A 19,863-nucleotide genomic window follows, 5' to 3' on the forward strand; every position below is an offset into this window, starting at 1 on the left:
CCGTGTTAACCCGCAACGCCGAACCACCCCCTCTCCCTCTGGGAGAGGGCAGGGGTGAGGGAGCTTTGAGCGAGTAGTGCTCAGTGCCGCTCCACACCTTGCCCCGAAACACTGCGCAGCAACACCTGTAGCTCCAGCAACGCATGCGCCTGCTGCCCGGCGGCCGCCCGCAGCAGGCGCCACGGGCAGCGCCGGCGGGGTTCAGCGTTCATCGTCGGAGCCATCTGCGGTCAGGATGGCATTGGCCAGTTGCATGTCGCTGCTGTTACGCAGGTCCGGATTGTCCGCACGCAGCTTCTGCAGCGCCGCTTCCAGGTACGGCCCACGGATAGCGCCGTCGCTGGCAATGAAGCCGGCGGCATCGTCCTGGGCGGCGACGATCAGCTTGTCATCCTTCTCGTGCTTGAAGGTCAGGTAGGTAGACGCGGTGGTGGCGCCCGAGGAGATGATGTCGCGCCAGAAGCTGTCGGCCATTGCGGCGCCGACGGGGAGGGCGAGCAGGGTGAGGGTAGTGGCGATTCTGAGGATACGCATCGGCTACTCCTGGGAAGTCCCATGTATGAATTGGGATGTCCGCCGGCGCGTCAGGGTTCAGAAAAACCGCTGGGTGGCTGGTTGCCCGTCAGGCGGGTAGGGCGGGTGCAACCCGCCAGGATCAGCCAATCAATGGCGGTATGCACCCCGCCCACGGCCGCGCCCGCTCCAGTTCCGCCGCCAGGCGAAACAGCGCCGCGTCGTCGCCGAAGCGCCCGGCGAACTGCACGCCGATCGGCAATCCCGTCGCCGACCAGTACAGCGGCACGCTCATCGCCGGTTGCCCGGTGGCGTTGAACAGCGGGGTGAAGGCGGCGTAATGCGCGGCGCGGATGAAGCCGGGCAGCGGGTCGCGCGCCGGATAGCGCAACTCGCCGATGGCCACCGGCGGCTGCGCCAGGGTCGGGCTTAGCAGCACGTCGTGGTCGACGAAGAAGTGCGCGATCTCGCGGGAGGCTGCATGCAGCACTCGCGTCGCCTGGACGAAGTGGGTGGCCGATAGCGCCCGGCCCTTCGCCGCCAGCCGGCGGGTGATCGGTTCCAGTTCGCGCGGTTTGGCGACGCGGCCGAGCAGCGATTCCGCGTGCTCGACATTGAGCGCGGCCATCACCGCATACACCTTGCCGAACGCATCGAGAAATCCGGCCGCATCGACCAGCGTCGGGTGCGCGTTGCTGACCTGGTGTCCCAGCTCGCGGCACAGCGCGGCGGCTGAGTCGACGGCGGCCAGGCAGTCTTCATGCACCGGCGCGCCGTTGAGCGGCATGTGCATCACGCCGATCCGCAGCTTGCGGTGCGGCGCGTCGATTTCCCGGGCGAACGGTCGGGAGTGGTGCGGCGCCGCGTATGGCGCGCCGACGTCGGGGCCGCTGGTGGCATCCAGCAGCGCCGCACTGTCGCGTACCGAGATTGAGCAGCAATGGTCGGTGGCCAGCCCGGCGACGCTTTCGCCGAGCTTGGGGCCCACCGGGTTGCGTCCGCGCGTTGGCTTGAAGCCGAACACCCCGCAGCATGAGGCCGGAATACGGATCGAACCGCCGGCATCGCTGCCGTGGGCGAACGGCACCAGCCGCGCCGCCACCGCCGCAGCCGCACCGCCGCTGGAGCCGCCGGTGGAATGCTTGAGATTCCACGGATTGCGGCAGGGCCCAAACAGCGCCGGCTCGGTGGTCGGCGGAATGCCGAATTCGGGGGTGTTCGTGCGGCCGACGAAGATCAGCCCGGCCGCTCGGAAGCGCCGCACCAGCTCGCTGTCGTAGTGCGCGATGTGCTGCGCCAGCAGTCGCGAGCCGTAGGTGTGCCGCGAGCCTTTCTCCGCGCCGTTGGCCAGGTCCTTGAGCAGGAAGGGCACACCGCGAAAGGGGCCGTCGGGCAATTTCCCGCGCGCCCGTTCCCGGGCCTGCTCGAACTGCCGCTCGACCACGGCGTTGATGCGCCTATCGAAGCGTTCGATGCGGGCGATGGCGGCATCCACCAGCTCCAGCGGCGTCACCTGCCCGCTGGCGACCAGTTGCGCCTGGGCGGTGGCGTCCAGATTGGCGAAATCGTCGTTCATGCATTCCCCGCCGTGGCTCGTTCGCGAATGCAGCAAGTATTGCCTGCCCCGGAACTCCTGCTGGCCGATTGGCTCCAAGCTGGTCGTTTCATGCCATGGGTGGATGATGAAGACTCACAAGCTCGCGGTGATTGCCACCGCACTCCTGCTCAGCGCCTGCGGAAAGGAGGCGGACGTGTGCGCCGGCTCCGATGTGCAGGCGCAACTGGTCAAGGTGTTCACCGACGGCCCGCTGGCTGGCCACGCCTCGCTGCTCAAGCAGAGCGAACTCAAGGATGTCGCCATCCTCGAGAAGGACGCCGATACCGGCGTGCTCCAGTGCGTCGCCACGCTGAGCGCCACCATCGGCCCGAACAAGGTGGAAGGCCCGCTGCTGTACCGCATCGCGCCGGTCGCCAGGTCCGAATACGACTACCTGCTGCTCGACACCCAGGGCGACCGGACGGTGGCCCTGGCGGACAAGGTGATGAAGGCGTTCAAGAAGTGATCCGACCCGCCAGGCGCCGCTAAGGCCGGGCGTCGCGCGCTGGCGTACCTGTCAGCGCGTTCCGACCTTCTGGTCGCCGAACTGCCGGCGGAACCAGTCGTCGAGCATCGCCTTCTCGGCGTACAGGCGGTCGCTGCTGTGCGCCGTGCGGCCGGGGCGCTGCAGGTAGAACATGTCGCTGACCCGCTGGTCGCCGCTGGCCACGGGCTTGCCGTCCTGCAGCAACTGGTAGTGCAGTTGCACGCTCGGCCAGGTGATGTCGCGCATGAAGCGCACATCGTAGACATTGGGATGCCAGGGCTCGTAGCGGCCGGCCAGGTCGATGTCGCGTACCTCGATGTGCAGGCTATGGCCCGGCGGCAGGTAGCGTGCGGCGAGTTTCTCGAAGGTCGCGCGGAACTCCTTCAGCACGAAGTCGTCGGCGCCGCGTCCGTAGCCGGGGTTGCGCAGACTGGCGTCGCGGTAGCGCTCCGGATGCACGAAGTCGACCTCGACGGCGGGCTGCCCGGCGAGTTCCAGCGACAGGCCGGCCAGCACGGCGGCCACGGTGAGTGCGGCAAGGGTGGGGGCAAGACGCATCGGGCACCTCCCGGCGCGGCATGGGCCGGTCGCGCCTGAATCCAGTCTACGCCGCTGGTGGAAAGCGAGCGGCGTGCCGACCAGCGGTTGGGCTCGCGCAGCGTTCAGCCGGCCGCCTGGAGGTTGCTGCCGTAGTACAGGCGGGTGTTTGAACGGTCGTGGCCATCCGAGAAGTACTCCAAAGGCAGGCTGGCGTGCCAGCGCTGTAGCGTTTTCGTACCTAGGGATCAAAGGACTGATCCGGGTGCCACTCCCACAGAAAGCACAAAGCCGCGCAATGCGCGGCTTTGAAGGTGGTGGGCCCACACGGACTCGAACCGTGGACCAAAGGATTATGAGTCCTCTGCTCTAACCGACTGAGCTATAGGCCCCCAGAAGGTCGGCGGATTATACCGATGCGGTTGGGGATGCGCCAACTGGATGGGGGATTGCGGCATATATCTGCGTGCGGCACAAAGAAAAACCCCCGGCTGGGCCGGGGGTTGTTCATCACTCGTCGAGGAAGGAGCGCAGGTGCTCGCTTCGGGACGGGTGGCGGAGCTTGCGCAGGGCCTTGGCTTCGATCTGGCGGATACGCTCGCGGGTTACATCGAACTGCTTGCCGACTTCCTCGAGGGTGTGGTCGGTGTTCATGTCGATGCCGAAGCGCATGCGCAGGACCTTGGCTTCGCGGGCGGTGAGGCCGGCGAGGACTTCGCGGGTGGCTTCCTTGAGGCTCTCGCTGGTCGCCACGTCGATCGGCGACTGCATGGTGGAGTCCTCGATGAAGTCGCCCAGGTGCGAATCTTCGTCGTCACCGATCGGCGTTTCCATGGAGATCGGTTCCTTGGCGATCTTCAGGACCTTGCGGATCTTGTCTTCCGGCATGTCCATGCGTTCGCCCAGCTCTTCCGGGGTCGGTTCGCGGCCCATCTCCTGCAGCATCTGGCGGGAGATACGGTTGAGCTTGTTGATCGTCTCGATCATGTGCACCGGAATACGGATGGTGCGGGCCTGGTCGGCGATCGAACGGGTGATCGCCTGGCGAATCCACCAGGTGGCGTAGGTCGAGAACTTGTAGCCGCGGCGGTATTCGAACTTGTCCACCGCCTTCATCAGGCCGATGTTGCCTTCCTGGATCAGGTCGAGGAACTGCAGGCCGCGGTTGGTGTACTTCTTGGCGATGGAGATCACCAGACGCAGGTTCGCCTCGACCATCTCTTTCTTCGCGCGGCGGGCCTTGGCCTCGCCGATCGACATGGAGCGGTTGACGTCCTTGATCTCGGCGACCTTCAGGTCGACTTCGCTTTCCAGGGCAGCCATTTTCTGCTGGTTGCGCTGAATGTCGCCTTTCAGGCGCTCGAGCGCCTCGGCGTATTTCGGCTTGCCCTTGAGTACGCCGTCGATCCAGGACTCATTGGTCTCGTTGCCGGGGAACTGGCGCAGGAAGTCGGCACGCGGCATGCGGGCGTCACGGACGCACAGCTGCATGATGGCGCGTTCCTGGCCGCGCACGCGGTCCAGGGCGTCGCGCACGCGGGCGACCAGGGCGTCGTACTGCTTCGGCACCAGCTTGATCGGCATGAACAGCTCGGCCAGCGCGACCATCTCGGCGTTGGCTGCCTTGCTGCCGCGGCCGTGCTTCTTCAGGGCCTTCTTGGTCTTTTCCAGCTGTTCGGCCACAGCGCCGAAACGCTGGCGGGCTACTTCCGGGTCCGGACCGCCGTCGCCTTCGTCGTCGCTGTCGTCGCTTTCCTCTTCCTCTTCCTCTTCATCCTTGTCCTTGGCGTCGGAGCCTGCCTCCTTGAGGTCGAGCTCGACTTCCTCGGCCGGCACCGAACCGTCGTCCGGGTCGATGTAGCCGCTGAGGATGTCGGACAGGCGGCCGCCTTCGGCGACCACGCGATTGTAGTCGTCGAGGATGCTGTCCACCGCGCCGGGGAACTGGGCGATGGCGCTCATGACTTCGCGGATGCCTTCCTCGATGCGCTTGGCGATTTCGATCTCGCCTTCGCGGGTCAGCAGTTCCACGGTGCCCATTTCGCGCATGTACATGCGCACCGGATCGGTAGTCCGGCCGACATCGCTCTCCACCGCGGCCAGGGCAGCGGCGGCCTCTTCTGCGGCGGCTTCGTCGGTATCCGTTTCGGCCAGCAACAGGGCATCCGCATCCGGGGCTGTCTCGAATACGTTGATCCCCATGTCGTTGATCATGCGGATGATGTCTTCTACCTGTTCCGGATCGGATATATCCTCCGGCAGGTGGTCGTTGACCTCCGCGTAAGTCAGGTAACCCTGCTCACGACCACGGCTGATCAACTCTTTGAGACGAGATTGCTGTTGCGCTTTTCCGGACATAACACCCTATCCACTGACGGTCTTGGCGGGCAAAAACAAGCTGACCATTATAGCTGAAAGATGACCTCAAGCGCCAGATGAGGTCGGGGCGACGGGGGAGACGGGGCGACTGAGAAGATCGCGCAGACGTTCTTTCTCCTCCGCGCTGAGTTCGCTTTGACGTGCCTTGCGCAGCAGTTGTTCGAGGCTACGTTCGCGTTGGCTTGTCGCTAACCTAGTTATAGTGTCGAAAAACTGTTGTTCAAGGTTGTCCGCCGAGATCAGCCACTCCTTTTCCGCCAGCGCGCGCAGCAGACGGCCCTGTTCGGTGCCGTGCCAGCGGGCGATCAGTTGCATCGAACTCTGGTTCGGGCTCTTTTGCAGAGCGTCGAGCAGGGCGACCAGCAACTGGGCGTAGGTGTGTTCTTCGTCGGCGAACTTGCCGGCATTGTCGACCTTCTGTGCGAGCTGCGGATGATGCAGGAGAGTGCGCAGAGCGCTCAGGGTCGGGGGTTCCACGCTGACGGCGGTGCGTGGTTGGCGGGGGGCGAAATCGCCGCGACCGCCTTTCTTGTCCCATTTCTTGCCGCCGTTCCAGGGCTTCTTTTCCTTTTTCTGGTTGCCGAAATCGGACGAAGTGTCGAAATAGGCGCCGGCGTCCCGATAGTGACCGCTGTCGCCCTCGTATCCGGGATGGCCGGTGTCGTAGCCGGAGTAGTCGGCAAAATGTTCGTCGTTATTCTGGCTGTGCGAGGCGGCGGTCGGGTGCGGTGCGCTCAATTGGCCGAGCATCTCGCTGCTCAGGCCGGTGATTTCGCCGAGTCGCTGGCGCATCAGCAGGCGCAGGTTGTTGCCGGGAATCTTCTCCAGCAGCGGGCCGGCCAGGGTGGCAAGGTGCGCCTTGCCCTCCAGCGTGCTCGGGTCGGCTTCCTGCTTGAGCTGCTGGAAGAAATATTCGGCCAGCGGCAGGGCCTGCTGCACCAGGCGGGCGCGGAAGGCGTCCGGGCCTTCGGCGCGGACCAGGGTATCCGGATCTTCGCCTTCGGGCAGGAACAGGAAGCGCACCTTGCGCCCGTCCTGCAGGTTCGGCAGGGCCGATTCCAGGGCGCGCCACGCGGCGTTGCGGCCGGCCTGGTCGCCGTCGAAGCAGAACAGGATGTTCGGCACCAGACGGAACAGGCGCTTGATGTGCTCTTCGCTGGTGGCGGTGCCGAGGGTTGCCACGGCGTTGCGGATGCCTTGCTGGGCCAGGGCGATCACGTCCATGTAGCCTTCCACGACCATGATCTCGTCGAGGTCGCGGTTGTTCTTGCGTGCCTCGAACAGCCCGTAGAGTTCCTGGCCCTTGTGGAAAACCGGGGTTTCCGGGGAGTTCAGGTACTTGGGCTTGTCGTCGCCGAGCACCCGGCCGCCGAAGGCGATGACGCGGCCACGGCTATCGCGGATGGGGAAGATCACGCGGTCGCGGAAGCGGTCGTAGCGCTTGCCGCTGTCGGGGTTTTCCACCAGCAGGCCGGCGTCGAGCATGGCCTTGATCTGCAGGTTGTCGCCGCCCAGGTGCTTGAGCAGGTTGTCCCAGCCGGGCGGGGCGAAGCCGAGGCCGAAGTCGCGGGCGATTTCGCCGGTCAGGCCGCGACCCTTCAGGTACTCGACCGCGGCCTTGCGTGCCGGATGGCTTTTCAGCGCCTGGCGGTAGAACTCGGCGGCTGCCGTGAGCAGCGGGTAGAGCGGCGAGTCGGTCGGTTGGCGCGGTCTGCTGCCGCGGCGGCCTTCCTCGCGCGGGATGTCCATGCCGGCGCGCTTGGCCAGTTCCTCGACCGCCTGGGGAAACTCCAGGTTGTCGTGGTCCATGATGAAGCCAAGGGCGTTGCCGCCGGCGCCGCAGCCGAAGCAGTAGTAGAACTGCTTGTCCGGGCTGACGGTGAAGGAGGGGGTCTTTTCCTTGTGGAACGGGCAGCAGGCGCTGTAGTTCTTGCCGGTCTTCTTCAGCTGGATGCGCGAACTCACCACATCGAGGATATCGGTGCGGTTCAGCAGGTCATCGATGAAGGATTGCGGTATCAGGCCGGCCATAGACTGTTCGGGGCGCAGAATGGACCCAAGCATACTCTCCGGCGGTGCCGGCGAGTGCTGCCTTGCATGGGGGCATGAAAAGAAAAACTCCGACCTTCGCGCTGGCGAATCGGAGTTGGGTGTGCTTTTTCAAGCACTCGCCCGGCGAGTGGGCCGGGCGATGCGGGAGCGCGTAGCTGAGTCTTCGAACTCAGTACAGGCGCTCGCGACGGCGCTGCTCGCGCTGCACTTTCTTGGCGTGACGCTTGACAGCGGCAGCAGCCTTGCGCTTGCGCTCAGCGGTGGGCTTTTCGTAGAACTCGCGGCTACGGACTTCAGCCAGTACACCAGCTTTTTCGCAGGAGCGCTTGAAACGACGCAGGGCTACGTCGAAGGGTTCGTTCTCTTTAACTTTGACGGCGGGCATCCAGGTCGTACCTTCAATGATTACCGGTGGCTTTGTCGCGCTCCTGGCAGGTGCCTCTGGAGACGGCGGTTTTTAAGGGTTGCGGATATTAACGTTTTGGGCGGAGGAATGCAAAGCCTCCGATCGAAAAACACTGGTCGGCACCCGGGGTGGCGATTATGATGCGCGGCTTCGAATTTGCCCAGACTGAAGGCTCGAACCCATGCGTGTTCTGGGGTTGGAAACCTCCTGCGACGAAACCGGCGTCGCCCTCTACGACAGCGAACGCGGCCTGCTGGCCGACGCGCTGTTCAGCCAGATCGACCTGCATCGCGTCTACGGCGGCGTCGTGCCCGAGCTTGCCTCGCGCGACCACGTCAAGCGCATGCTGCCGCTGATCCGCCAGGTGCTGGATGAGGCCGGCTGCGCGCCGAGCGATATCGATGCGATCGCCTACACCGCCGGTCCCGGCCTGGTCGGAGCGCTGCTGGTCGGCGCCTCCTGCGCCCAGGCCATGGCGTTCGCCTGGGGCGTGCCGGCCGTCGGCGTGCACCATATGGAAGGCCACCTGCTGGCGCCGATGCTGGAAGAGCAGCCGCCGCAGTTTCCGTTCGTCGCCTTGCTGGTTTCCGGGGGGCATACCCAACTGGTGCGGGTGGATGGCATCGGCCAGTACCAGTTGCTCGGCGAGTCGCTGGACGACGCGGCCGGCGAGGCTTTCGACAAGACTGCCAAGCTGCTCGGCCTCGGCTATCCGGGCGGCCCGGAGATCGCCCGCATGGCCCTGCGAGGCACGCCGGGGCGTTTCGTCTTCCCGCGGCCGATGACCGATCGCCCGGGGCTGGACTTCAGCTTCAGCGGCCTCAAGACCTTCGCCCTGAACACCTGGCAACGCTGCCGCGAGGCTGGGGACGACAGTGAGCAAACCCGTTGCGACATCGCTCTGGCCTTCCAGCAGGCGGTAGTCGAGACTCTCACCATCAAGTGCCGCCGCGCCCTCAAGCAGACGCATCTGAAGAGCCTGGTGATCGCCGGCGGTGTCAGCGCCAACCAGTCGCTGCGCGAGCACCTGGAAAAGATGCTGGGCGACATGAAAGGCCAGGTGTTCTATGCCCGCCCGCGTTTCTGCACCGACAACGGCGCGATGATCGCCTACGCTGGTTGCCAGCGCCTGCTGGCGGGGCAACAGGACGGCCCGGCGATCACCGTGCAGGCGCGTTGGCCGATGGAGAAGCTGACGCCGGTTGCCGGCGGCTGAAACGGCCTGTTGCGGCGCTTCTAGAAGTGCCGTTCGCGGCCGGCGAGCAGGTCGCGCAGGTTGCCGCGGTGGCGCCAGACGATCAGGCCGGTGAGGATGGTCATCGGCAGCAGGGCTGCCGGTTGCTGCCAGGCGAGCAGCGGCAGAGTCAGCGGCGTGGCGACCAGCGAGGCGAGCGAGCTGGTGCGCGAGAGCCGGAAGGTAACCGCCCAGGCTGCCACCGCCAGTAGCGCTGCCGGAGGATACAGGGCGAGCAGCATGCCGGCGGAAGTGGCCACGCCCTTGCCGCCGCGGAAATTGAAGTACAGCGGGTAGAGATGGCCGAGCACCGCCGCCAGCCCGACCCAGGCGGCCTGCATCGTATCGAGACCGAGCAGGCGGGCAATGAGGACCGGCAGCAGGCCCTTGGCAAGATCGCCGGCAAGGGTGAGGATGGCGAGCTTCTTGCCCGCCAGGCGCAGCATGTTGGTGGCGCCGGGGTTGCCCGAGCCGCTGGCGCGTGGGTCCTCGGTGCCGAACAGGCGGCTGAGGAGCACTGCGAAGGACAGGGAGCCGAGCAGGTAGGCGAGGATCGCCAGTAACCAGACCATGGTTTCCACCGGGGCGAGTGAGTCCCCGATTCTAGCGGGGCGGTGCGCAGTTGTCGTGACCGCCTTGGAGCATGCAGCGATTGGATACAGTTTTTATCGAGGGCCTGGAAGTCGACACCGTGATCGGCGTCTACGACTGGGAGCGCGGCATTCGCCAGTGCCTGCGGCTGGATCTGGACCTGGGCTGGGACATCCAGCCGGCCGCGGCGGATGACGACATCGCCAGGGCGCTCGATTACGCGGTGCTGTCCGCGCGGGTCGGCGAATTCGCCCGCGACGCGCACTTCCAGTTGGTGGAAACCTTCGCCGAACGTCTTGCCGCGCTGCTGATGGCGGAGTTCGGCATCCGCTGGCTGCGCATCCGGGTGACCAAGCCGGGTGCCGTGCCGACGGCAAAGGGAGTAGGCGTGGAGATCGAGCGCGGATGTCGCTGACCACCGTTTATCTCGGCCTCGGCAGCAATATCGAGCGCGAGCGCCATCTGGTCGCCGGCCTCGATGCCCTGGGCGGATTCATCGAAAACATCCACTGTTCGCCGGTCTTCGAGAGCGAGCCGGTGGGCATTCGCAGCGGCCCCTTCCTCAATCTGGCGGTGCGCGGCGAAACGCGGCTGCCGTTGCGCGAACTGGGCCTGCGCCTGAAGCACATCGAAGCGGACAACGGCCGTTACGCGCCCGATCGCAAGGGCCTGCCGCTGGATATCGACGTCTTGCTGTATGGCGGCTTGCATGGCGAATTCGACGGCCTGGTGCTGCCGCGTGCCGAGGTGCTGAAGAATGCCTTCGTGCTCTGGCCGCTGTCCCTGCTGGCGCCGGATACCCTGCATCCCGGCGCACAGCGCAGTTTTGCCGAGCTGTGGGCGGATGCGCGGATCGACCAGCATCTGTGGCCGGCGCCGTTCGAATGGCATGGCCGGGCGCTGACTCCGGCCGCCTTGCTTCAGGCCTTCGCGAAACCTTCCTTGTAAGCCTTGAGCGCTTGCAGGCGCTCGTGCTTCAGCGCTTCGCCTAGTTCCGCACCCTTCAGGCCGCGCTCCAGCAGCGGTTGCACGCTGACCGCGCGGGCGGCCTGTGCGGCGCCGCGCAGGTAGGCGGCCTGTGGATAATCGCGCTGCTCGAAGCCATGGCGGCCGCGGGAGTCCATCTCGCAGGCAGCCAGGAACTCCTCGAACCGTTGCGGCCGGCGATACAGGTCGAAGGCCTGGAACAGGTCTGCGAGGGTGCGGGGACGCAGTTCCAGCGCGCGGTGTCCGTGGGAGTGGTATTCGCCGGTCAGCAGCGCCAGTTCCTGGCAATCCCGCGGTACCTTGAAGCGTGCGTTCACCGCTCCGATCAGCCGTAGCCCCAGTTGTTCGTGGCCATGGTGCTTCGGCCACTCCTCGCGAGGCGTGCGGCCCTTGCCGAGGTCGTGCATCAGGCAGGCCCAGCGCACCGTCAGCGGCTGGTCGTGTTCCGCGCACTGGCGCAGCACGTGGAGGATATGCACGCCGGTATCCACCTCCGGATGGTGCGCAGCCGGCTGCGGCACGCCGAACAGCGCATCGACTTCCGGAATCAGTACCGCCAGCGCGCCGCAGTCACGCAGGACCTGGATGAACACGTCCGGGCGCGGCTCCATCAGCGCGCGGGCGATTTCCTTCCAGCTGCGTTCGGCGGTAAGCGCTTCGAGTTCCCCCGAGCCGGACAGCTCGCGCATCAGCTCCAGGGTTTCGTCCGCGACGCGGAAGCTGAGCGGCGCATAGCGCGCGGCGAAACGCGCTACGCGCAGCACGCGCAGGGGATCTTCGGCGAACGCCGGGGAAACGTGGCGCAACAGGCGCGATTCGAGATCACGCTGGCCGCCGTAGGGATCGATCAGCCGGCCGTGGTCATCCTCGGCCATGGCGTTGATAGTCAGGTCGCGGCGGATCAGGTCGTCTTCCAGGCTGACGTCCGGGCTGGCGTAGAAGGTGAAGCCGCCATAGCCCTTGCCGCTCTTGCGCTCGGTGCGCGCCAGAGCGTATTCCTCTCCGGTCTGCGGGTGCAGGAACACCGGGAAGTCCGCACCCACCGGGCGGAAGCCCCTGGCGAGCATTTCATCGCCGGTGGCGCCGACCACCACCCAGTCGATATCGGCGACTGGCCGCCCGAGCAGCCGGTCGCGCACGGCGCCGCCAACTTTGTAGATCTGCATGGGAATCCTCCGTCATGGCGGGAGGATAACGTAGACGCGAGGCTTTGGAGGGGATTGTCCTGATGTTGGCCAGCAGGCTGGCTCTTGCAGCTATGGCGTTGGGAGACCCTCACCCTAGCCCTCTCCCAAAGGGAGAGGGGACTGTCCTGAGTTGTCGACGGCACACCTCCCAACACCGAAGCGCCCCCTCTCCCTCCGGAGCGGGGCGCGCAGCCAGGGCCAGGGTGAGGGGGTGTCGAGTCAGATCGGCGGAATGACCAGATCCAGCCGCGGGTAGCCCTCTTCGTTGCCGCTCTCACCCTTTGGGGGCATGTGGTGGGTGGTGACGACCTGCTCGCCCTGCAGGGTTTCCAGGTGGATGTCGAAGCCCCACAGGCGGTGCAGGTGCTTGAGCACGTCGTCGGTGGACTCGCCCAGCGGCTTGCGGTCGTGCTGCTGGTGGCGCAGGGTCAGCGAGCGGTCGCCGCGGCGGTCGACGTTCCAGATCTGGATGTTCGGCTCCCGGTTGCCGAGGTTGTACTGCGCCGCCAGGTTCTGGCGGACGATGCGGTAGCCGTCGTCGTCGTGGATGGCGTCGACCAGCAGGTCCTCCTTGTGGTCGTCGTCCTGGATGCTGAACAGCTTGAAGTCGCGGATCACTTTGGGCGAGAGGTACTGCAGGATGAAGCTCTCGTCCTTGAAGGTCTTCATGGCGAACTTCAGGGTGGCCAGCCAGTCGCTGCCGGCGATGTCCGGGAACCAGCGCTTGTCTTCCTCGGTGGGCTCCTCGCAGATGCGGCGGATGTCGCGGTACATGGCGAAGCCCAGGGCGTACGGGTTGATGCCGCTGTAGTAGGGGCTGTCGAAGCCCGGCTGGTAGACCACGCTGGTGTGGTACTGGAGGAACTCCATCATGAAGCCGTCGTTGACCAGCCCCTCGTCGTAGAGGTCATTGATCAGCGTGTAGTGCCAGAAGGTCGCCCAGCCCTCGTTCATCACCTGGGTCTGGCGCTGTGGGTAGAAGTACTGCGCCACCTTGCGCACGATGCGCACCACCTCGCGCTGCCAGGGCTCCAGCAACGGGGCGTTCTTCTCGATGAAGTAGAGGATGTTCTCCTGCGGCTCGCTCGGGTAGCGCGCGAGTTCCTGTTCCTTGTCCTTGCCGCCGGCCCGCGGAATGGTCCGCCAGAGGTCGTTGACCTGGCGCTGGATCAGCTCTTCACGCTCTTTCTGGCGCTGCCGCTCCTCCTCGGCGGAGATCGGGTAGGGGCGCTTGTAGCGGTCCACGCCGTAGTTCATCAGGGCGTGGCAGGAGTCCAGCAGGTCTTCCACGGCGTCGATGCCGTAGCGTTCCTCGCACTGCATGATGTACTGCTTGGCGAACACCAGGTAATCGATGATCGAACTGGCGTCGGTCCAGGTGCGGAACAGGTAGTTGCCCTTGAAGAAGCTGTTGTGTCCGTAGCAGGCATGGGCGATCACCAGCGCCTGCATGCATTGGGTGTTTTCTTCCATCAGGTAGGCGATGCACGGATCGGAGTTGATCACGATCTCGTAGGCGAGGCCCATCTGGCCGCGCTTGTAGTTCTTTTCCGTGCTGAGGAAGTGTTTGCCGTACGACCAGTGGTTATAACCGATGGGCATGCCGACGGAGGCGTAGGCATCCATCATCTGCTCGGCGGTGATCACCTCGATCTGGTTGGGGTAGGTATCCAGCGCATAGCGCTCGGCGATGCGGCTGATCTCGCGGTCGTACTGGCGGATCAGGTCGAAGGTCCATTCCGAACCGGTGGCGATGGGCTGGCGCTTGCTCATGCGACTAGCCTCCTGTGGAACAGTTCGCGGAACACCGGGTAGATGTCGGCGGCCGAGACGATCTGCTGCTGGGCGAAGCTGTCTTCGAAGGCTTCGCGGATGCGCTCGTACTCGAACCACAGCGCCTGGTGCTCGCGCGGGGTGATCTCGACGTAGGTGTAGTACTGCACGAACGGCATGATCTGCTTCATCAGGATATCGCGGCAGACCGGCGAGTCGTCATTCCAGTTGTCGCCGTCCGACGCCTGGGCGGCATAGATGTTCCACTCGTTGACCGGATAACGCTCGGCCATCACTTCCTGCATCAGCTTCAGCGCGCTGGAGACGATGGTGCCGCCGGTTTCGCGGGAGTAGAAGAACTCTTCCTCGTCCACCTCGCGGGCGCTGGTGTGGTGGCGGATGAACACCACGTCGATCTTCTCGTAGTTCCGCTTGAGGAACAGGTAGAGAAGGATGAAGAAGCGCTTGGCGATGTCCTTGGTCGCCTGGGTCATCGAACCGGAGACGTCCATCAGGCAGAACATCACCGCCTTGGAGGTCGGGTTGGGATGCTTGACCAGCAGGTTGTACTTGAGGTCGAAGGTGTCGAGGAACGGAATCCGCTCGATGCGGGCGCGCAGGCGGGCGATTTCCGCCTCCAGCGCCTGGATGTCGCCGAGATTGTCCGGCTCCTCGCGTTTCAGGCGCTCCAGCTCGGCCTTCGCTTCGCGCAGGGTGGCCCGGCTGCTGCCGGTCAGGGCGATACGCCGCGCGTGGGCCGAGCGCAGGGTGCGGATGATGTTGATGCGCGAGGGGTTGCCCTCGTTGCTGATGCCGGCGCGCACCGTCTTGAAGGTGTCGCTGCCGGTCAGGTGGCGCTTGACCAGGTTGGGCAGCTCCAGGTCCTCGAACATGAAGTCGAGGAATTCCTCCTGGGTGATCTGGAAGACGAAGTCGTCCATCCCTTCGCCCTGGTTGCTCGCCTTGCCGCCGCCGCGCCCACCGCCGCCGCCGGAGGGGCGGGGGATGTGCTCGCCGGTGGTGAATTCCTTGTTGCCCGGGTGGACGATGGTCTGCTTGCCGCCGCGGCCGTGGTGCAGAACGGGTTCGTCGATGTCGCGGCCGGGGATGCTGATCTGTTCGCCGTGCTCCATGTCGGTGATGGAACGGCGACTGACGGCCTCTTCGACCGCCTTCTTGATGTGCTCACGGTAACGCCGCAGGAAGCGCTGGCGGTTCACCGTGCTCTTGTTCTTGCCGTTCAGACGCCGGTCGATGACGTAGCTCATGAGTACTCCTCAGGGCCTGTGCCGTGGGGCTGAACCGCCACGGAACAGGTCCGAATGCGACGGCAATCGGCGCGCCGAAAGTCTCGACGCGCCGAAGGCAGACTACTGCGACTTGCGAACCCGCAGATACCATTCCGACAGCAGGCGTACCTGTTTCTCGGTGTAGCCGCGCTCGACCATGCGTTTGACGAAGTCGTTGTGCTTTTGCTGGTCCTCTTTGCTCGCCTTGGCGTTGAAGCTGATGACTGGCAGCAGGTCCTCGGTGTTGGAGAACATCTTCTTCTCGATCACCACCCGCAGCTTCTCGTAGGACAGCCAGCTCGGGTTCTTGCCGTTGTTGGCAGCCCGGGCGCGCAACACGAAGTTGACGATCTCGTTGCGGAAGTCCTTCGGATTGCTGATGCCTGCCGGTTTCTCGATCTTCTCCAGTTCCTCGTTGAGGGCTGCCCGGTTGAGGATCTCGCCGGTTTCCGGATCGCGGTATTCCTGGTCCTGGATCCAGAAGTCCGCGTACAGCACGTAGCGGTCGAAGATGTTCTGACCGTATTCACTGTAGGACTCCAGGTAGGCCGTCTGGATTTCCTTGCCGATGAACTCGACGTAGCGCGGCGCCAGGTATTCCTTGATGAAGCGCAGGTAGCGCTCGCGGGTTTCCGGCTGGAACTGCTCCTGCTCGATCTGCTGTTCGAGGACGTAGAGCAGGTGCACCGGGTTGGCGGCGACTTCATGCGGGTCGAAGTTGAACACCTTGGACAGGATCTTGAAGGCGAAGCGGGTGGAAAGCCCGGACATGCCTTCGTCCACGCCGGCGGAGTCGCGGTATTCCTGGATCGACTTGGCCTTCGGATCGGTGTCCTTCAGGTTCTCGCCGTCGTAGACGCGCATCTTCGAGTAGATGTTGGAGTTGTCCGGCTCCTTCAGGCGCGACAGCACGGAGAACTGCGAGAGCATCTTCAGCGTATCGGGCGCGCAATGGGCATGGGCCAGCGAACTGTTGGCGAGGAGTTTGTCGTAGATCTTGATCTCGTCGTTGACGCGCAGGCAGTACGGCACCTTGACGATGTAGATCCGGTCGATGAACGCCTCGTTGTTCTTGTTGTTGCGGAAGCTGTGCCACTCCGATTCGTTGGAGTGGGCCAGGATGATGCCGCTGAACGGCAGGCCGCCGAGGCCCTCGGTGCTGTTGTAGTTGCCTTCCTGGGTGGCGGTCAGCAGCGGGTGCAGCACCTTGATCGGCGCCTTGAACATCTCGACGAATTCCATCAGGCCCTGGTTGGCGCGGCACAGGGCGCCGGAGTAGCTGTAGGCGTCGGCGTCGTTCTGCGGGAATTCTTCCAGCTTGCGGATATCCACCTTGCCGACCAGCGATGAGATGTCCTGGTTGTTCTCGTCGCCCGGTTCGGTCTTGGCGATGGCGACCTGGTTGAGGATCGACGGATACACCTTGACCACGCGGAACTTGCTGATGTCGCCGCCGAACTCGTTGAGGCGCTTGGTCGCCCAGGGTGACATCACGGTGCGCAGGTAGCGCCGCGGGATGCCGTATTCCTCTTCGAGGATGGCGCCGTCTTCATCGGCGTTGAACAGCCCCAGCGGCGACTCGAATACCGGCGAACCCTTGATGGCGTAGAAGGGCACCTTCTCCATCAGCTGCTTGAGTTTTTCCGCCAGGGACGACTTGCCGCCGCCCACCGGGCCGAGCAGGTAAAGGATCTGTTTCTTCTCTTCGAGCCCCTGGGCCGCATGGCGGAAGAAGGCGACGATCTGGTCGATGCATTCTTCCATTCCATGGAAGTCGGCGAAGGCGGGGTAGCGACGGATCACCTTGTTCGAGAAGATCCGCGACAACCGCGAATCCACGGACGTATCCAGCAGTTCCGGGGAGCCAATGGCTACCAGCATGCGTTCAGCGGCCGTAGCGTAGGCGGTCTTGTCCTGCTTGCAGATATCCAGGTACTCCTGCAGGGAGTACTCCTCTTGGCGGGTCGCTTCGAAGCGTTCCTGGAAGTGACTGAAAATGCTCATGACGTCTCCTCGCTCGATGCAGTGAGCCGGCGCGGGATCGGTCGTGTGGGTGCGGGCGAGCCGCCAGTGTTGCCGGCGATTGTCCCCCAGAACTCCAACGGTACCTGGAAGCCCCTCCAGGACCGCTCCAAATGGTCACTGCCGATAACCCGGAAGCCGGTGTGCCGGCTCTCCCCTGTTTTTGGATGGCCTGAGGGAAAGGATAGTTCTGGATAAGAATCGCGCGAGTTAGTTACAGATTTTTTGACGAATTTTTTGTTTTATCAGTCAGACGTTTCCCTGCTGGTGTCCTCGGGATAGACGCTGCGCCACAGCTCGAAACCGCCGTCCAGGCTGTAGACGTCGGAGAAACCCTGCTGGACGAAGTAGCCCGCCGCGCCCTGGCTGGAATTGCCGTGGTAGCAGACCACCACCAGCGGCGCGTCGAGATCGGCCTTGGCGATGAAGTCGGCCACCGAATAGTTGTCGACGTGCTGCGAGCCGCTGATATGGCCCATGGAGAAGCTCTGCGGGTCGCGGATGTCCACCACCTGGGCGCCGCTGGTGCGCAGCTGCTGGGCCTGGTCGGGGGCGATGCGCTTGAAATCGGTCATGTCACGTGCCTCGTTGGGGCGTTTCGCCCCGGGAAATCAGGAGTCTTTGCTGGCGCAGTCGCAGCTCAGGCGCTCGCCGGTGTCGACGTTCAGCAGGGTCAGGCTGCCGCCCCATACGCAGCCGGTGTCCAGGGCGAAAAGCCCCGGCTCGTTGCAGCGCCCTTCGAGCGCCGCCCAGTGGCCGAAGATGATCTTCTGTCCGCGGGTCTTGCGTTTCGGGTGGCTGAACCAGGGCGCGTAGCCCGGCGGCGCGGTATCCAGGCCTTCCTTGGATTTCAGGTCGAGCTTGCCGTCCTCGGTGCAGAAACGCATGCGGGTGAAATAGTTGGTGATCACCCGCAGGCGCTCGACGCCGTGCAGCTTCTTGTCCCACTTGGCCGGCTCGTTACCGTACATGCCGTCGAGGAAAAGTGGCAGCCGTTCGTCGTCGCGCAGCGCTTCCTCCACCTCGGCGGCGCGCAGGCGGGCCTTTTCCAGGCTCCACTGCGGCGGGATGCCGGCATGCACCAGGACGATGTCGCGCTGTTCGTCGTAGTGCAGCAGCTTCTGCTGGCGCAGCCAGTCGAGCAGGTCGGCGCGGTCCGGCGCCTCGACGATCTCGCGCAGGGTGTCGGCCTTCTTCAGGCGCTCGATGTTGTGCGCGACCGCCAGCAGGTGCAGGTCATGGTTGCCCAGCACGCAGGTGACCGCGTCGCGAATCGAATAGAGGAATCGCAGGGTTTCCAGCGACTGCGGGCCGCGGTTGACCAGGTCGCCGGCCAACCACAGCTTGTCGCGGGCGGGGTCGAAGGCGACCTGTTGCAGCAGGCATTTCAGCGGTGCGAGGCAGCCTTGCAGGTCGCCGACGGCATAGGTGGCCATCAGTGCAGGGCTCCGGGTACGACGAGGCGGAATACCGGGATCTCGGCATCGAAATGGTGGCCGTCGGCGGCGACCATCTGGTAGCTGCCGTGCATGCTGCCGACCTGGGTGGCGAGCACCGTGCCGCTGGTATAGGTATGGCTGGCGCCCGGCTCGATCAGCGGCTTCTCGCCGACCACGCCGGCGCCGCGGACTTCCTGCACATGGCCGTTGCCGTCGGTGATGATCCAGTGGCGGGTCAGCAGCTTGGCCGCCTGCTCGCCGGTGTTGCTGATGGTCACCGTGTAGGCGAATACATAACGCTGCTGTTCCGGCTGCGACTGCTCCGGCAGGTGGCGGGTGGTGACGCTGACGGAGATCTGGTAGCGGGGATCGCTCATGCTGGTCTGCCTTGGATTCAGTGGTCGGGCGTCAGGTCGGCCAGACGGTTGGCCAGGCGGACGAACGCTTCGACGCCGAGCTGTTCGGGGCGCAAGGTCGGATCGACGCCGACGGCTTCGATGTCCTCGCTGGAAAGGAGGCCCTTGAGCGTGTTGCGCAGGGTCTTGCGGCGCTGGTTGAAGGCCTCGCGGACCACCCGTTCGAGCAGACGGTGATCCTTGGCCGGGTAAGGCAGCTCTTCGTAGGGCACCAGGCGGACGATCGCCGACTCGACTTTGGGCGGCGGATTGAAGGCGCCCGGCCCGACGGTGAACAGGTAATCCACCCGGCAGAAGTACTGCACCATGATCGACAGCCGGCCCCAGTCGCCGCCGCCCGGCTCGGCCGCCAGGCGCTCGACCACTTCCTTCTGCAGCATGAAGTGCATGTCCTGGATGATCGAGGCGTGTTCCAGCAGGTGGAAGATCAGCGGCGTCGAGATGTTGTAGGGCAGGTTGCCGACCACGCGCAGCTTCTCGCCTGCACTGGGCAGGGTGGAGAAGTCGAACTTCAGCGCGTCGCCCTGGTGCAGGGTGAAGTTCGGCTTCAGGCCGAAGCGCCATTTCAGCTGCGGGATCAGGTCGAGGTCGAGCTCGATCACGTCCAGCTTGGCGTCGCTGTCCACCAGTCCTTCGGTCAGGGCGCCCTGGCCCGGGCCGATTTCCAGCAGATGCTGTCCCTCGCGCGGGGCGATGGCACGCAGGATGCGATGGATCACCCCGGCGTCGTGCAGGAAGTTCTGGCCGAAGCGCTTGCGCGCGCGGTGTTGATAAAGCTCGGACATCGGGGACAGCTCCAGGCTGCAAGCTTCAAGCCGCAGGCTAAAAGCTCAAGTGAAAAAGGCGATCATTTTAACAGTAGGTGATTGCTAGCACGATAAAAGCGGCGGGAGACGGGGGAGGGCGCTTCTGCGGTATGACATACACCTGTAGGGGCAACTGTTTTTGCATCGT

At 64.7% G+C, this 19,863-nt stretch carries 19 protein-coding genes and 1 tRNA gene; 4 read left to right on the forward strand and 16 right to left on the reverse strand.

The window, feature by feature from the left end; genetic code table 11:
* Positions 1-201 precede the first annotated feature (201 nt).
* Entirely contained in the window at positions 202-534 is a 333-nt protein-coding gene (locus JFY56_RS20170) for a DUF2388 domain-containing protein (RefSeq protein WP_208315828.1), read from the reverse strand.
* Positions 535-655: 121 nt separating this feature from the next.
* Positions 656-2,089, reverse strand: coding sequence for an amidase (locus JFY56_RS20175; RefSeq protein ID WP_208315829.1), 1,434 nt, complete (start codon positions 2,087-2,089; stop codon positions 656-658).
* Positions 2,090-2,192: 103 nt separating this feature from the next.
* Here JFY56_RS20175 and JFY56_RS20180 point away from each other — a divergent pair, with 103 nt between their 5' ends.
* The gene (locus JFY56_RS20180; protein ID WP_328824941.1) at positions 2,193-2,576 is read left to right on the forward strand and encodes a hypothetical protein; all 384 of its coding nucleotides are present in this window, start codon (positions 2,193-2,195) and stop codon (positions 2,574-2,576) included.
* A 51-nt stretch (positions 2,577-2,627) separates the two neighbouring features.
* On the opposite strand, the gene JFY56_RS20185 is transcribed toward JFY56_RS20180, so the two are convergent.
* The 5 genes from JFY56_RS20185 to rpsU form a co-directional block, all read right to left on the reverse strand.
* Positions 2,628-3,155 carry a DUF3016 domain-containing protein gene (locus tag JFY56_RS20185; protein WP_208315831.1) on the reverse strand — a complete coding sequence of 176 codons (528 nt, stop codon included), beginning with the start codon at positions 3,153-3,155 and terminating at the stop codon, positions 2,628-2,630.
* Between the two features lie 294 nt (positions 3,156-3,449).
* A tRNA-Ile gene (locus JFY56_RS20190) sits at positions 3,450-3,526 on the reverse strand.
* Positions 3,527-3,644: 118 nt separating this feature from the next.
* The gene (gene rpoD / locus JFY56_RS20195; RefSeq protein ID WP_208315832.1) at positions 3,645-5,492 is read right to left on the reverse strand and encodes an RNA polymerase sigma factor RpoD; all 1,848 of its coding nucleotides are present in this window, start codon (positions 5,490-5,492) and stop codon (positions 3,645-3,647) included.
* Between the two features lie 66 nt (positions 5,493-5,558).
* Positions 5,559-7,544 (reverse strand): DNA primase, encoded by a 1,986-nt coding sequence (gene dnaG, locus JFY56_RS20200; protein ID WP_208315833.1) that lies wholly within the window; start codon positions 7,542-7,544, stop codon positions 5,559-5,561.
* A 190-nt stretch (positions 7,545-7,734) separates the two neighbouring features.
* The gene (gene rpsU / locus JFY56_RS20205) at positions 7,735-7,950 is read right to left on the reverse strand and encodes a 30S ribosomal protein S21 (protein WP_003085057.1); all 216 of its coding nucleotides are present in this window, start codon (positions 7,948-7,950) and stop codon (positions 7,735-7,737) included.
* Between the two features lie 202 nt (positions 7,951-8,152).
* Between rpsU and tsaD the strand changes: the two genes are divergently transcribed.
* Positions 8,153-9,187 carry a tRNA (adenosine(37)-N6)-threonylcarbamoyltransferase complex transferase subunit TsaD gene (tsaD, locus tag JFY56_RS20210; RefSeq protein WP_208315834.1) on the forward strand — a complete coding sequence of 345 codons (1,035 nt, stop codon included), beginning with the start codon at positions 8,153-8,155 and terminating at the stop codon, positions 9,185-9,187.
* Positions 9,188-9,207: 20 nt separating this feature from the next.
* Here the strand turns inward: tsaD and plsY are convergent, their stop codons facing one another.
* Positions 9,208-9,777, reverse strand: coding sequence for a glycerol-3-phosphate 1-O-acyltransferase PlsY (gene plsY, locus JFY56_RS20215; RefSeq protein WP_208315835.1), 570 nt, complete (start codon positions 9,775-9,777; stop codon positions 9,208-9,210).
* Between the two features lie 80 nt (positions 9,778-9,857).
* Between plsY and folB the strand changes: the two genes are divergently transcribed.
* Entirely contained in the window at positions 9,858-10,211 is a 354-nt protein-coding gene (gene folB, locus JFY56_RS20220; protein WP_208315836.1) for a dihydroneopterin aldolase, read from the forward strand.
* Positions 10,202-10,744, forward strand: coding sequence for a 2-amino-4-hydroxy-6-hydroxymethyldihydropteridine diphosphokinase (gene folK / locus JFY56_RS20225; protein ID WP_208315837.1), 543 nt, complete (start codon positions 10,202-10,204; stop codon positions 10,742-10,744). Before folB ends, folK begins: the two co-directional genes overlap by 10 nt.
* Here folK and JFY56_RS20230 read toward each other — a convergent pair.
* The 8 genes from JFY56_RS20230 to rsmA all read right to left on the reverse strand — a co-directional run bounded on the left by JFY56_RS20230 (position 10,717) and on the right by rsmA (position 19,694).
* The gene (locus JFY56_RS20230; protein ID WP_208315838.1) at positions 10,717-11,949 is read right to left on the reverse strand and encodes a multifunctional CCA addition/repair protein; all 1,233 of its coding nucleotides are present in this window, start codon (positions 11,947-11,949) and stop codon (positions 10,717-10,719) included. The two genes, folK and JFY56_RS20230, sit on opposite strands and share 28 nt — an antisense overlap.
* Before the next feature lie 240 nt (positions 11,950-12,189).
* Entirely contained in the window at positions 12,190-13,743 is a 1,554-nt protein-coding gene (locus tag JFY56_RS20235) for a SpoVR family protein (RefSeq protein ID WP_208315839.1), read from the reverse strand.
* A complete protein-coding gene (locus JFY56_RS20240) occupies positions 13,740-15,011 on the reverse strand; it encodes a YeaH/YhbH family protein (protein WP_208315840.1) in 1,272 nt (423 codons plus the stop codon). The genes JFY56_RS20235 and JFY56_RS20240 overlap by 4 nt, the downstream gene beginning before the upstream one ends.
* A 102-nt stretch (positions 15,012-15,113) precedes the next feature.
* Positions 15,114-17,036: a PrkA family serine protein kinase gene (locus JFY56_RS20245; protein WP_208315841.1), complete on the reverse strand. Its 1,923-nt coding sequence runs from the start codon at positions 17,034-17,036 to the stop codon at positions 15,114-15,116.
* Positions 17,037-17,299: 263 nt separating this feature from the next.
* A complete protein-coding gene (glpE, locus tag JFY56_RS20250; RefSeq protein WP_208315842.1) occupies positions 17,300-17,629 on the reverse strand; it encodes a thiosulfate sulfurtransferase GlpE in 330 nt (109 codons plus the stop codon).
* Positions 17,630-17,665: 36 nt separating this feature from the next.
* On the reverse strand, positions 17,666-18,490 hold the full coding sequence (locus JFY56_RS20255) for a symmetrical bis(5'-nucleosyl)-tetraphosphatase (protein ID WP_208315843.1): 825 nt from the start codon (positions 18,488-18,490) through the stop codon (positions 17,666-17,668).
* Entirely contained in the window at positions 18,490-18,870 is a 381-nt protein-coding gene (gene apaG / locus JFY56_RS20260) for a Co2+/Mg2+ efflux protein ApaG (RefSeq protein WP_208315844.1), read from the reverse strand. Before apaG ends, JFY56_RS20255 begins: the two co-directional genes overlap by 1 nt.
* A gap of 17 nt (positions 18,871-18,887) precedes the next feature.
* Positions 18,888-19,694, reverse strand: coding sequence for a 16S rRNA (adenine(1518)-N(6)/adenine(1519)-N(6))-dimethyltransferase RsmA (gene rsmA / locus JFY56_RS20265; RefSeq protein ID WP_208315845.1), 807 nt, complete (start codon positions 19,692-19,694; stop codon positions 18,888-18,890).
* Positions 19,695-19,863 lie beyond the last annotated feature (169 nt).

The organism is Pseudomonas schmalbachii, from assembly GCF_017589465.1.
Lineage (GTDB): Bacteria > Pseudomonadota > Gammaproteobacteria > Pseudomonadales > Pseudomonadaceae > Pseudomonas > Pseudomonas schmalbachii.

Excerpts from the sequence above, each read along its gene's own strand:
- JFY56_RS20170 (WP_208315828.1), bottom strand. The coding sequence starts at position 534 with ATGCGTATCCTCAGAATCGCCACTACCCTCACCCTGCTCGCCCTCCCC.
- JFY56_RS20175 (WP_208315829.1), bottom strand. The coding sequence starts at position 2,089 with ATGAACGACGATTTCGCCAATCTGGACGCCACCGCCCAGGCGCAACTG.
- JFY56_RS20180 (WP_328824941.1), top strand. The coding sequence starts at position 2,193 with ATGATGAAGACTCACAAGCTCGCGGTGATTGCCACCGCACTCCTGCTC.
- JFY56_RS20185 (WP_208315831.1), bottom strand. The coding sequence starts at position 3,155 with ATGCGTCTTGCCCCCACCCTTGCCGCACTCACCGTGGCCGCCGTGCTG.
- rpoD (WP_208315832.1), bottom strand. The coding sequence starts at position 5,492 with ATGTCCGGAAAAGCGCAACAGCAATCTCGTCTCAAAGAGTTGATCAGC.
- dnaG (WP_208315833.1), bottom strand. The coding sequence starts at position 7,544 with ATGGCCGGCCTGATACCGCAATCCTTCATCGATGACCTGCTGAACCGC.
- rpsU (WP_003085057.1), bottom strand. The coding sequence starts at position 7,950 with ATGCCCGCCGTCAAAGTTAAAGAGAACGAACCCTTCGACGTAGCCCTG.
- tsaD (WP_208315834.1), top strand. The coding sequence starts at position 8,153 with ATGCGTGTTCTGGGGTTGGAAACCTCCTGCGACGAAACCGGCGTCGCC.
- plsY (WP_208315835.1), bottom strand. The coding sequence starts at position 9,777 with ATGGTCTGGTTACTGGCGATCCTCGCCTACCTGCTCGGCTCCCTGTCC.
- folK (WP_208315837.1), top strand. The coding sequence starts at position 10,202 with ATGTCGCTGACCACCGTTTATCTCGGCCTCGGCAGCAATATCGAGCGC.
- JFY56_RS20230 (WP_208315838.1), bottom strand. The coding sequence starts at position 11,949 with ATGCAGATCTACAAAGTTGGCGGCGCCGTGCGCGACCGGCTGCTCGGG.
- JFY56_RS20235 (WP_208315839.1), bottom strand. The coding sequence starts at position 13,743 with ATGAGCAAGCGCCAGCCCATCGCCACCGGTTCGGAATGGACCTTCGAC.
- JFY56_RS20240 (WP_208315840.1), bottom strand. The coding sequence starts at position 15,011 with ATGAGCTACGTCATCGACCGGCGTCTGAACGGCAAGAACAAGAGCACG.
- JFY56_RS20245 (WP_208315841.1), bottom strand. The coding sequence starts at position 17,036 with ATGAGCATTTTCAGTCACTTCCAGGAACGCTTCGAAGCGACCCGCCAA.
- glpE (WP_208315842.1), bottom strand. The coding sequence starts at position 17,629 with ATGACCGATTTCAAGCGCATCGCCCCCGACCAGGCCCAGCAGCTGCGC.
- JFY56_RS20255 (WP_208315843.1), bottom strand. The coding sequence starts at position 18,490 with ATGGCCACCTATGCCGTCGGCGACCTGCAAGGCTGCCTCGCACCGCTG.
- apaG (WP_208315844.1), bottom strand. The coding sequence starts at position 18,870 with ATGAGCGATCCCCGCTACCAGATCTCCGTCAGCGTCACCACCCGCCAC.
- rsmA (WP_208315845.1), bottom strand. The coding sequence starts at position 19,694 with ATGTCCGAGCTTTATCAACACCGCGCGCGCAAGCGCTTCGGCCAGAAC.